Source organism: Streptomyces sp. NPDC058459, from assembly GCF_042721685.1.
Taxonomy (GTDB): Bacteria; Actinomycetota; Actinomycetes; order Streptomycetales; family Streptomycetaceae; genus Streptomyces.
Window position 1 is genome coordinate 1 of the sequence record NZ_JBHXLV010000063.1, and the last position, 11,720, is coordinate 11,720.

The following is an 11,720-nucleotide window of genomic DNA, read 5'->3' on the forward strand; positions in this document are numbered from 1 at the left end:
GTGGTGGGGAGTCCTGCCGTCCAGGACTCCCCACCCGGCGGGCCGGCCTGCCGCTTGCTGCCCAGCAGCGGCTGGCCGGCCGTGGACTCTGCCGCCCGCGCGAGTCCACGGCGTCGGACCCGGCCGAGCGGCTGGGCCCCGTCTGTCTCGCCCGCTGGTCCGAGCGGGCGGGTCTTCGTGCAGCCCGTGGGGCGAGCCATGGTGGCGTCGGCCGCGCTAGGGAGCTGCGTGGCCGGGACGAGGTGGCGCCCGGCGTCGGTGCTCACCGCCGTGCCGAGCAGCACTCGCTTCGCCCCGGTGAGGGAGCGGGCGGTGTCGGTGCTGGCGGCGGGCTGCAGGGTGCGCCCTGGTGTCAGCGGGCGCGCGGTCGTGGTGTCGGCGGCAGGTGCGAGCGCGCGGGCCCGCGCGGTGCCGAGCGGGCGCGCCGTGCTGGCCTCGCTCGCAGGAGCAGCGGCCCGCGCCTTGGTACGGCCGGTCGGCTGCGCAGTCTCGACAGTCGACGTCGGGCTGACCGGACGTGCTTTCCGGCGGCCGAGCAACTGCCCGACGGCGGCCTCCGCGGCCGGGGGAAGCACGCCCCGCTTGGCCCGGGCCACAGCCGGAGCTGCGCCGGTCTCGCCCGCGACGCCCAGCAGCCGCTGCCGTCGGCCAGAGACCGCCTGCCCGGCGCTGGTCTCCTGGGCGAGGCCGCCCGTACGGCGCTTCGCCCGCCCCACCGGCTGCCCGCCGGACGCTTCGGCCGCCGGTCCTGCGCTGCTGCGCTTGATGCGGGCCAACGGCTGCCCAGCAAGGGTCTCGACGACGACGCCGAGTTGCTGCACGGTCCGACGGACGAGGACCTGTGCGGCACCCGTCTCCGAACTCGGCCCGCCCGTCGACGACTTACGGCGCGCCAGAGCCTGGGCGGCATTGACGTGGGTGGCGACGCCGAGGGCTTGCGAGGTGCCGGTCGACGCAGGCACGAACTCGACGAGCGCCCACAAGGTGGACACACGGCGGGTAGTGGCCTGCGAGACGTTGACCCGGTAGCCGATCTGCATCGAGTCGAGACTCGACGGCGTCCAGGCGGCGCCCGACTGCGGGTTGGTGTAGGCGGTGAGCTGGTACGGGCGCGGTGACGTGCCGGAGTGTACCGACCAGGTGGTGTTCGCCACCGAGACGGAGCCCGACTCCAGCACGGTCCCGGCGGCCTGGCCCTTGACGCGGTAGACGATGCTCGCCGCGGTCGTCGTGGACGATGCGACGCGGCCGCCGACTTGGACGAGGGTGACGGTGTCGCTCGCCCCGATCCCGACAGCCGAGCAGTTCTCGATGTTGAAATCGTCGGTCGCGGTCGTGCCGGTGGACGTGAACTGGTTGTAGCTGGTGACGTCGTCCGGCGGGCGCTCGTTGACGCGGGTGAAGTTGTTGGCCGCACCCGCTGTGCCGCCGACGGCGGTCGTCCAGCCGTTTGCGTCACCGGCGGCGTTCGGCCGCAGGTGTACGACCGAGCCTGGCCCCGGCAGACCGTTCTGGGCGGTGCCCGAGTTGTCGTTGACGGCGACGTCGTCGATGTAGATGTCGGTGGTCGCCGCGAGCTGCACGCCCATCCGGACCCGGCTGAAGCCGGTGATGTTGGAACACATCGTGTCGGCGAACAGGGTGCCGTTGAGGTAGCCCTTGAATGGGGCGATCCCGGAAGCGAGGACACCGCCGTTGCTGACGTCGGTGTAGTCCAGCTCGATCCGGTGCCAGACGCCGAGCGCGAGCGCCGAGGACGTGCCGGTGAGGGTGGTCTCGGTCCAGCCGTCCCGCAGGACGAGCGTGCCGTCCGGCTGGAGCCGAAGCAGCGCCGGGAAGTAATTCGTCTGCCCGATGCCGTACAGGTTGGTGGCGGTGTCGGGCAGGGAGTCGACGCGCAGGTACAGGCGGTGGAAGGTGCGGCCCACCACGCCGGACGTCATCTGGTGCTCGATGAACGCGGTCGCGGCCGCCGTGTTGCAGCGGAGGGAGGCGGTACCTGCACGGTGGACGGCAGTGGAGATCGACGGCGCCCCGGTGACGACCGCACCGGAGTTGAGGCCGAACTCGGCCGTGGTGCTCTGCAGTTCGAAGCCACACGTCCACAGGCGGGCCACGGCTCACCCCCACCGGGTCAGGACGAGCGGGCGAAGTCGCTGATGGTCAGCGTGAAGTCGCTGCCGTCCGGGGTCATGCTGACGTCGTGCTTGGTCAGCGGAATGATGTCCGAGTCCGTACCTGCCGTGGTGTCGCCGTCGTAGCAGATCACCACCGCGCCGATCGCGGCCCCGGCCGTCGCCGTCCAGGTCACGTCCGCGCAGTCGATGTTGACGCGGTCGTTGGTGTTGTCGACGGTGGCCGTGACGCCCGTCAGGATCTTGCGGCCGAGCGTGGTCTGCTCCGTCGCGGCGGCCTTGACGGCCGTCAGCGTCGCGCAGTCCATCAGGGTGGCGTCCGAGCCCAGCCCGGCGGCCGCGAGCGGCACCATGATCAGGGCGTCGTTGGTGAGGGGCAGGTCCGCGTACGCCGCCAGCCTGCCCTTGGCCACGTTGAAGACGATGTTCGCCATCGTGGAAGTCCTCCAGGCATGCGGAAGGGGGCCACGTGGGCCCCCTCACCGCAGATGGTCGGCTACGCGGACGCGCCGATGATGTGGATGTCGTACGTCACGCTCGATCCGGCGCCGCCGTTCGTGATGCGGAGCAGGTCTCCGGTCGACGCGGTGACCGCGTACCCGGTCACGTCCGCCAGCCCAGTGCCGACGGCGGCGAACCCGCCCGGCCGGATCGTCAGGGTGCCGGTGGCCCCCAACAGCGTGGTCCAGGCGTTCGTCGCTGCCGCCCCGACCACCACGTTGTTCGTGTTCGCGGCGGCCGCAGCGATGACGAGGCCCTTCACCCTGGCGAAGGTGATCGCGGCGCCGTACGCGTCGAGAAGCACCCCCGCCAGGTCGAGGTCTTCGTTCGCGGACGCAGCGAGGGTACGGCGGGCCGAGTAGACCCGGTCCGCCTTGCCCGCACCGGTGCCGTTGCTGAGCTGCATCTGCCGGGACAGGGCCTGCGGCGCCCGGCTGGTGCCCAGGTTGGCCGCCGAGACGTTCTGCTCGGCGAAGGCGGCGATGGCCAGCATCGCGCTGGAGAGAGGCATGTCTCAGGTCCCTTCAGCTCGCCACGACGAGCGGCACATGCCGCTTGAACGTAGGCGAGGAGATCGTGGCCGGCGCCGTGGCACCGATGCCGGAGCCGGACGTCTGCGCGAGGTTGGCCTCCCCGGTGAGGAAGGGCTTCGAGCCGACCGAACCGACCAGCGTGGGCACCGTGGCCGCCGCCACGGAGAGCGCCGCGTAGTAGACGCCGGACCGGGTGATCCGAACCGGCGAGGAGAGCGCAAAGCTCTTCGCCGCATCGGCCGCCCACGCCTCGGTCGTCTTGTCTGCGGACTGGCCGAGTAGCGCGCCGGCGCCGGAGTACAGCGCGGCGATCTGGTTGGTCGGCGTGCCCGCCGCCGTACCGGCCGAGATGAACGTCAGCGCGCTGATGATGTCGCCGTCCTGGAGGTATAGGGCGACGGAGCACATCACGCCGGACGAGGCGGCCGGGACGTCGTCCAGTCCCACGCGCGGCAGGTTCGCCCGGTGGAAGACGACCTCCGGGTCCGGACGGCCGGAGCTGTTGAGCCAGCTCAGGTCGTTGCGGGGGTTTCCCTTGAATGCGCCGAGGACCGTCACTTGCCTACCTCCGGGTTCTGGTCGCCACGGGCGAGGATGGCCTTGCGCTTCTTGCCGTCGCGCTCGGCCGCGATGACGCGGGCGAACTCGGCGTCGCTGTCGCTGTCCTCGCGACCGAGGGAGTCGAGGTAGGCGAGTACGTCGTCCTGGTTGTACCTGGCCGGGTCGTACTCCGGCGCGGCCGGGGTGATCGGCTCGGTCTGGACGCCCATCCCGAAGCCGACGGCAGGGGCGGAGCCGTGGCCGAGGTTGGTCAGCGCGTCGGCGGGGGAGGTGACGCCGTCGCGCTGTGCCGGGGTGCCGGTGACCAGCTCCTGGACGCGCTCCTCCTCGGTCAGCTCGTCGGCCGGGGCGACGCCGTAGCCGTGGCGGCGGAAGTACTCCACCGAGCCGCGCCCCTCCTTCGTGCTGTCGTCGACGTAGCCGGTGCCCTTGTTGAAGTGCACGCCCGCGGACTCGCCGGTGAAGCTCCGCACGGGGGCTTCGATCTTGTACGTGGTCATGCTGTCACCGGACCTTTACGTTGCGGATGACGCCGCAGCTCTTCGTGTTGCGGAGGACGGCGGCGACCGGGCCCATCTCCACCTCGCCGGACTTGACCGCGCCGGGCTGGGTGAAGTCGGGGAGGAAGGTCTCCACCAGCGGGGTGCCGGCCATCGCGGCGCCGTGGAAGGCGTCCAGGCCGAGCGATACGGCGTAGATGTCGGTGAGGCCGGTGATGACGCCGCCCGCGCCGGCGCCGTCGGTGTCGGCGGACCGGATCGGGATGATCGGGCCGGAGTCGTCGGCGCGGTCGCCGAGGTCGACCAGGACCCAGTTGCCGTAGCGCTCGATGAGCTGGCCGAGGCTGTTGCGCTCCGAGGTGTACTGTGCGGCGCGCCGGGCGAGGGCCTTGATCCGGGCGATGCTCTTGGTGTTGCCGAGCACGGCCTGGACGCCGGCGGGGACTGCCCCGTCGGCGTTGGTGTCGCCGGAGCCGGTCTGTGAGCCGATGATGCGGGCGAGGAAGTCGTCGAACGCGTCGAACGCGGTGAGGGCGATGTCCTCGGTGTTGACCGTCTGCGGCGACCAGTCGAGGTAGCCCGTGGTGACGCCTTCGGCGAGCGGCAGGTACTCGGTGGACTGGCCGACGAGGGCCTTGTCGAGGCCGTCAAAGCCCGCGTCGTCGACGGCGGTGTCGCCGAGGATCAGCTCCTGCTGGAAGCGCGTCCGGACGGACGTGAGCTTCTGGCTCATCTGGAACATGATCTCGTTGGTGGCCGCCGGGCCGAGTCGGGCGAGCTTGCGGTCCACCGTGAACGCGCCGCCCAGCGGGTGGAGTTCCACGGTCTTCCGCTCGCGGGACGCCTGGCTCGGGACGTACTCCTCGTTGAAGCGGCGGAACGCGGCCTTCGACGGGGCGAGGAGCCGGGTGTAGCCGTAGGTGAGGGAGCCACCGCCGGTGCCGGGGGTGACGGTGTCGTCCCAGACGAAGTTGTTCAGCAGCCAGCTGTTGCGGCGGAGGTTGTCGATGACGGCGTAGTCGATGTCCGCCTGGGTGTTGAGCGCCGCCTGAGCGAGCGTCACGGGCATGAGGTACTCCCTGGGGGTCAGGTCTGGTAGTGGTTGGCGATCGCCCCGGAGAGCGATCCACTGCGCTTCTTCGCGGCGCCCTCACCGGTGCCGCCGGACAGATCCCCGCCGCTCTTACCGGCGGCCTGGGTGCCGAAGTTCGGGTTGTCCTTGACGGCGGCCTTGATGGCGTCGTCGAGGTTGACGCCGAAGGTCTTCGCGGTCGGGTCGAGGTCGGCGATCTTCTGCCGGAACGAGACGGAGTCGAGGAGCGCGGACGCCTTCGCACCGTGCTTCTCCGCGCGCTCGCGTACGGCGTCGCGGACGGCCAGCTCGCGGAGCTGCCCGGTGAGCTTGTCGACCTCAGCCTGCGACTCCTGAGATGCGGCCGTGCGGCCCGCCTTCTCCGCCGCGGCGACGGCCTTCTCCTGCTCGGACATGTTCTGCTGCTTGAGCTTGCCCAGCTCCTCGGCCGCGCTGGTGTTGGCCTTGGCGCGCTTCTCCCACTCGCGCGAGTGGGCCAGCGTCTCGCGGTACTTGGCCTCCCAGTCGGTGCTGCCGTCCGCGCCCGATCCGGGCTGCCCGGATTCCTTGCCGGACTGCTGTCCGCCCTGCTCAGCACCCTTGTTCTCGGCGCCGGTGCCGCCCTGTCCGGCCTGTCCGGACTCACCGCCGGACTGCTGTCCGCCGGATTCGGAGCCGCCTTCGCCCTCGCCGCTGCCACCCGCGATGGCGTAGATCGGCGAGCCGTTGCGGCGGTAGCCGAGCACGTCCAGAGCGGAGTGTGTCGCGAGGGGGTGCCGGAAGGACCGGCTGGTGAAAGGGACCTGCATGATCTTCTCCCGTTTCGGGTTGCCCGGCCTGCCGTGCGGCGGCCGGAAGTCTGCGCAAGACGCAAGCGATACGGCCGTGCCACCGTGCGCGCCATGAACACGAAATGGACGCCGACCAGCAGCAGATGTGAGCAGTGCGGCAGTCGCACCGAACAACGGTGGAGCCAGCACCCTTGGGAGCCCGACCCCGACGAGTGCGACAACCAGTGCGGCAAGACCTACGACTGGACCGCCACCCGCTGTCCAGCGGGGTGCTGGACCTGGCACCGACCAGGGATGGCCAGCTGCTGGCGCTAGCGGGCGCGCGCGAGCTGCTCGCGGCGGCTCTTGCGCGACAGCCCGGTCTCCGCGACCAGGTCGCGGATACGGCTCTGATAGGCGCGCACCTTCGCGTTCGCGGCAGCCTTCTTGTCGTCGTCGATCGCCCCGGCGGCCTCGCGCTTCCACCTGCGTACCTGCCGCTCGAGGTAGCGCTGCTGCTGCGACTGCTCGTACGTCGCCCGCGACCGGTCCGCCTTCGGGCCCGCCGGTCGGGTCAGCCCCGGAAGATAAGCGCTCAGCCGGTGGCGGCAGTTCGGATGCATCAGGCCCGCCCCGCGCGCCTCGTCGAGCGAACCTGCCACGCGGACGCGGACCATGCGGTCGTCCTCGGTCGCATGCTCTACCTCGACGGTGCCAGCCCCAGCCGGGCCCTCGCGGCGCAGCACCTTGCCCTCCCAGGGACGGCACCGCTCGCACTCCTCCGGTGAATCCGACACGACCACCAGGTCCACGCCCGCGGCCGCGAGGCGGTCCGTGTGCGCCTGGACGGCCGCCCGCCCGACAGCGGACCGGGTGGCCATCTCTGTGTAGCTGGTCAAGTTCCAGGCCCGGCCGCTCTTGTCGACGAAGCCGGTCACCCCGCGCGCCGAGAACTTCGCGAGCGCGCGGGAGGCGGCCTGCCGTCGGGTCTGCACACCGAGCAGGGGTGCTGCCGACGCCTCCGCGACGACCTGCCGATACACGTCCAGGCCCGCGCGCAGGATACGCAGGTGCGTGGCACCGGTCTCCTGCACCAAGGCCGCGGCGAGCCGGTCCACGACGGACGCGGTCGGCAACGCGGTCGCGGCTGCTGCAGCCTGGCCAACGGCAAGCGCCCCCAACTCGGCCACGGCCGCCTGCTGACCCCGCTCGTACGCCTCCGCGACCGCCGTATGGATCGCCCCAGCAGCGTCGACCTGGAGGACGGCGATGATCTCCTCGATCGCCGTACGCAGGTTGCCGACGGCAGCGAGCTTCAGCTCCGCCCACAGCGGGCTGTCGAAGCCCTGGGCGAGTGCGGTGGTGACCTTCTCGATCAGCGCCAGCTCGGCCTGCTCGTACAGCGTCGATACGGCGGCCGCGACGTCCTCGGCCATGTCGGTGCTGATCGGCATACCGTCCCCCGCTACTCGCCGACCGAGGCGTCCCCGTCGTCGGCCCCGCTGTCCTGCCGGCCGAAGTCCGGCCGGTCCGCTCCGAAGGCCAGAGGGTCTTCGACTGCCCGACCGGACTCCTTCAAGATCCGGGCGACCTCCGCCTTCTGGTTCCGGTCATCCCAGTCCGGGTGGAGCAGGGCGACTTTCGTTTCGGTGGAGGCGGCCTCCGCCTGCTGCATCAGGGCCGCGGTCTCCGCGAGGGTCTTGATGTCGTCCTGCACCGAGTCCTGGAACCGGACTTCGGGCCGTTCCACTTCGACACCCCGGACGCCGGGGAACATTCCCGACGCCTCCAGCATCAGCAGTGTCTCCACGACGTCCGCGATGCGCGGGGCGGCCAGCTCGGCCTTCTCCGCGCGGGTGGTCATCGACCGGGCGGTGCGCGCCTTGATCTCCGTGGCGGTGGCAGCCGGTCCGTCCGAGTCGTCGCCAAACGTGCCGCCCGAGTAGCCCGCGTTGCGGATCACCTTGCCCACGAGCTCTTCGATCGTGGCCCGGTGCTCCTCGTGCCGGATCAGGAACTGGCTGAGCTTGATCTCCTGGTCAGAGGTCGGGGGGATGTTCAGACCGACCATGACCTCGCGGTCCTCCCACGAGGCGCCCGCGCCGGGCCCGTCGTTCAGGAGGTAACCCTGCGGCACCAGGATGCGGCTCTTGGCGAGGCGAATGTCCCGCATCCACGACGTCCACGACTCGTCGATTGCGGACAGGAAGGTCTCGGCGCCCTGGAAGTCCGACGTGCCGAGGCCGGCGGCACCGGGGATGTCGTCCCAGTCGGGCGCGACCATCGTGTTGGGGATGTAGCTGCTGGCGAGCCGCTTCCCGATCGGCAGGGCCCGCTGGGGCAGCAGCCCCTCGGTCTCGGTGAAGGCGCCCAGGTCGATCGGCTTGCCGAGGTTGTCCTCGGTGCCCTCGTACACGCCGTGCAGGATGACGCCGGGCTCGTGCCTCTCCAGGTGCCGGACGACCTTCTGGCCATCAACTCCGAGGACGGTCCAGAACGTGACGGCGCGCAGCTTCTCGCCGTGCGCGAACTCGGGGTGTGCGCCGTCGGCCTGGACCATGCTGATCCACGGCCGGTCGCTGATCTCGTCGTCCCAGACGATCCGCAGGTACGACCCGCCGAGGGCAGCGCCGACCGCGCCGGACCCGATCAGGGTGCGCTTCATGCCGACGTCCATCAGCTCTTCGAGGCGTTCCTGCGTCTGCTTGTTCTCCGCCTTCAGCGCGGGCGGCTCGGAGTAGAGCAGGCCGCTGCTGGTGCGGGCGATGTCGCGGGCCAGCGGCATGTGGAGGTTGGCCCGCTTCTCGCCGAGCGGTGTGGGCTCGCCCCAGAACCAGCGCGCCATCCGGCCGACGATGCCGCCGCGGTACTGCGACGGCCTGGTGTCCGGGCCGAAGCGAGCGGCGTCACGGTGCCTGTTCCTGTATCGGTACGACAGCCGGTCGGGGTTCGCGGCGTACCAGGCGCGCCAGTCGGCCATGTCGGCCTGGATCGCGGGGTGTACCGGAGGCCAGCGGGTGCCCTTCTCAGGGAGCGGCATCACTGTCCTCCTCTGTGGCGGCCTCGATTGCGTCGGCCGTCTCACGCAGCGCCGCAGCGATGTCCAGCGTGGTCAGCGTGACCGTTCCGTTGGCGTCGGCAGAGAGGCTGACCGTGCCGATCTGGGTGGGGGTGCTGCTGCCGATGGACAGGTACACGGGGATGGACAGTCCAGCAGCCATCAGGCAGCCACCTCCAGGTTCGCGCGGGCCAGGTGCCGCCACTCATGAGCTGTGCTGTGGAGGGCATACCGCAGGGCGTCCACCGAGTGGTCGTCCACCTTCAACGGCTTGTCGTCGCCAGCCTTCGCGGCTTTCTCGTCCCAGGCGTACGACGGCAGCTCGGCGAGTAGACCGGCACAGGAGCGATGGACGTGCAGGAGGTCCGAGCCGAGCGCAACGCTGACCGAGCGGATGCCGTCCTTCACCTCGTTGTCGGCTTTGGCCACGCCTTGGACGCCGTCGGACCAGAGCTGGGTCATGAAGGACGCAGCGCTCGGGTCCACGAAGATCCACTGTGGGGATACGCCTTCGCCTCCTCGGTGCCGGTAGGTGCCCAGCCACTCCCGCACCGCCACGCTGTACTGCGCGTCCGTCAACTGCCTTCGCTCGGCCCGAGAGTCGTGCCGGTACTCGGAGGCGACGTACAGCCGGTCATCCGTCCCCACACCCAGGAGCACCGCGGCGAAGGGGTTGATCGTGCCGTAGTCCAGGCCCACGCACATCCAGTGCCGTATCTCGGGGATCACGTCGACGACGTGCCGCGCCTCGTCGTACATGTCGTAGACGACGCCCTCGGCCAGGCACCACTCGCCGAGGACGAACCGGCGGTAGAAGAGGCCCTGGTACTCCAGCTTGAGGTTGGTGACGTAGGCCGGCGGCAGGTACGGGTTGTCGTCCAGGCTGAAGCTGAACCGGTGCAGATCCAACGCCTTCGGGTCTGAGGACTCGACGACCGTGCCGTCCCGGCGCAGGTGCAGGCGTGCCCTGTCCAGGAACTTCTTCTTCAGCCAGTGGTTCGGTCCCTCGGGGTTGGTGGTCCCGAACCACTGCGCGCCCTCCACGGAGAGCCGGGTGCCGAGCATCGAAAAGAAGCTCTCGGGGAAGGTGGTGACCTCGTCGCAGTACGCGCCCGCGAGGGTCATGCCCTTGATCTTGTCGGCCGCGCGCTCGTCGTTCGCGCCGGCCACGTAGATGGTGCGGCCGAAGATGACGACCTCGCCCGCGCCCGCCTTGTACTTGCAGCGCTTCACACCGACCATCTCGATGATCGGGTCGATGATGTTGCGCTTCAGGGTGCGCTCGGTCTTGCCGACCATGAGGAGCGCACCGGGCGGGCCGGTGCGAACGTACTTGAGCCAGACCAAGATGGACGACACGGTCTTCGAGGACCGAACGGCGCCTTCCCAAAGGTTCCCGCGTGCGGTCGCGAGTGTGGTGGCGTGCAGCTGCTTGCCGAGGAGGGGCTGAACCACAGGGGGCCTCCTCAGGTGCCGCCCATCATCCCCTTCAGCCAGGCGTCGACGGCGGCCAGGCCCTCTGTGTCCTGCTCGGCCGGGGACAGCTTCAGCGACCGGTCGATGGCGGTGGCGACGACACCCATCAAGGCTCGCTTGTCGCCGGGCGTGGGCTCGTCGGCCAGCTTCTCGTCGTAGTCGTGGTCCTTGCCGCCCCAGTCCCAGTACAGGTGGGGCTTGTTGACCTTCTCCAGTTCGCGCTCGGCGACGTCCTGGAGGCGTTGGGCGAGGGCGGCGCGGCGGTCGGCGAGGTCGGCCTGGCGGATCTCGGTGGCGGCGCGTACCTCGGCGCCCCGGGCGAAGCTGATGCCGAGGCCCTTGGCGATCTCGCTGATTGTGCGTCCGGAGCGCCCGAGCTCGGTGGCGATCTCGTTGCGGCCCTTGCCGGCGGTGTGCAGCTCGCGGACGCGCTCACGCTCTTTGTCGGTTACGGGGTTCGCGCTGCCCATGGGCCTCACCCCCTGGACATGACGAAGGCCCCGCACGGTGGCGGGGCCTTCGGGAAGTTTCGGTGTCCGGGCACGCCGAACTTGCGCCCAGGATGGATCACCGTGCGCCGGAATGCAACTAGCCCTCGCTGGCGGTCGCCTTCTTCAGCGCGGCCACCAGCTCGGCGCGGCGCTCGTCGCTGGTGAGCTTCTGGTCGCGGGCCGTCCAGGAAAGGGCGAACCGGCCGACCTGCCGCCAGTCGCCGTTGACCTTCATGGCCTTCACCCAGTGGGCGGCGACGGAGGGCGACTTGTACTCGTAGATGCTCACCGTGTCGGTGGTGATGAGCTGCGAGCAGTCGTTGACGTTCGCGGCCTTGCCGGAAGCCTTGTTGGAGCAGGCGCCCGTATTGTTGGCCGTATTGCCGAGGTCGGTGACGCCGGTGGCGTCGGCCAGCTTGGCGGCGGCCTGCTTCGCGGTGAGGCCGGCGGGCTTGGCCGGGGCACTGCTCGGGACCTTCTCGGGCTTGGACTGCGTGTCGGCGCTGGTGTCGGTGCCGGAGCAGCCGGTGAGCGCGAGCGCGGCGACCGCGATGAGTGTGGCGGCGGTGGTGCGGGTGTTCATGGTCCCCCCTGAACGTGGTGCTGAAGCAGGCATCGTGCCA

The 11,720-nt window shown here is 70.4% G+C and carries 12 protein-coding genes and 1 pseudogene; all 13 read right to left on the reverse strand.

The window, feature by feature from the left end; genetic code table 11:
* A pseudogene (locus ACFWN1_RS14505) lies at nt 1-2,117 on the reverse strand (hypothetical protein); the annotation flags it as partial.
* Between the two features lie 17 nt (nt 2,118-2,134).
* A complete protein-coding gene (locus ACFWN1_RS14510) occupies nt 2,135-2,569 on the reverse strand; it encodes a hypothetical protein (protein ID WP_384361297.1) in 435 nt (144 codons plus the stop codon).
* A 62-nt stretch (nt 2,570-2,631) separates the two neighbouring features.
* Nucleotides 2,632-3,147: a hypothetical protein gene (locus tag ACFWN1_RS14515; RefSeq protein ID WP_384361300.1), complete on the reverse strand. Its 516-nt coding sequence runs from the start codon at nt 3,145-3,147 to the stop codon at nt 2,632-2,634.
* 13 nt (nt 3,148-3,160) lie between these two features.
* On the reverse strand, nt 3,161-3,727 hold the full coding sequence (locus ACFWN1_RS14520) for a hypothetical protein (RefSeq protein WP_384361303.1): 567 nt from the start codon (nt 3,725-3,727) through the stop codon (nt 3,161-3,163).
* Nucleotides 3,724-4,230: a hypothetical protein gene (locus ACFWN1_RS14525; protein ID WP_384361306.1), complete on the reverse strand. Its 507-nt coding sequence runs from the start codon at nt 4,228-4,230 to the stop codon at nt 3,724-3,726. Before ACFWN1_RS14525 ends, ACFWN1_RS14520 begins: the two co-directional genes overlap by 4 nt.
* 4 nt (nt 4,231-4,234) lie before the next feature.
* Complete coding sequence (locus ACFWN1_RS14530; protein WP_384361309.1) at nt 4,235-5,299, reverse strand: major capsid protein; 1,065 nt, start codon at nt 5,297-5,299, stop codon at nt 4,235-4,237.
* A 17-nt stretch (nt 5,300-5,316) separates the two neighbouring features.
* Nucleotides 5,317-6,111 (reverse strand): hypothetical protein, encoded by a 795-nt coding sequence (locus tag ACFWN1_RS14535; RefSeq protein WP_384361312.1) that lies wholly within the window; start codon nt 6,109-6,111, stop codon nt 5,317-5,319.
* 293 nt (nt 6,112-6,404) lie between these two features.
* Nucleotides 6,405-7,526 (reverse strand): phage minor capsid protein, encoded by a 1,122-nt coding sequence (locus ACFWN1_RS14540; protein WP_384361315.1) that lies wholly within the window; start codon nt 7,524-7,526, stop codon nt 6,405-6,407.
* 11 nt (nt 7,527-7,537) lie between these two features.
* Nucleotides 7,538-9,112: a capsid protein gene (locus ACFWN1_RS14545; RefSeq protein ID WP_384361318.1), complete on the reverse strand. Its 1,575-nt coding sequence runs from the start codon at nt 9,110-9,112 to the stop codon at nt 7,538-7,540.
* Entirely contained in the window at nt 9,099-9,293 is a 195-nt protein-coding gene (locus ACFWN1_RS14550) for a hypothetical protein (RefSeq protein WP_384361321.1), read from the reverse strand. Before ACFWN1_RS14550 ends, ACFWN1_RS14545 begins: the two co-directional genes overlap by 14 nt.
* Nucleotides 9,293-10,585, reverse strand: a complete 1,293-nt coding sequence (locus ACFWN1_RS14555; RefSeq protein ID WP_384361324.1) for a PBSX family phage terminase large subunit — start codon at nt 10,583-10,585, stop codon at nt 9,293-9,295. The genes ACFWN1_RS14550 and ACFWN1_RS14555 overlap by 1 nt, the downstream gene beginning before the upstream one ends.
* Before the next feature lie 11 nt (nt 10,586-10,596).
* On the reverse strand, nt 10,597-11,076 hold the full coding sequence (locus ACFWN1_RS14560) for a helix-turn-helix domain-containing protein (RefSeq protein WP_384361327.1): 480 nt from the start codon (nt 11,074-11,076) through the stop codon (nt 10,597-10,599).
* A 118-nt stretch (nt 11,077-11,194) separates the two neighbouring features.
* Nucleotides 11,195-11,680, reverse strand: a complete 486-nt coding sequence (locus tag ACFWN1_RS14565; RefSeq protein ID WP_384361330.1) for a hypothetical protein — start codon at nt 11,678-11,680, stop codon at nt 11,195-11,197.
* Nucleotides 11,681-11,720: the final 40 nt, after the last annotated feature.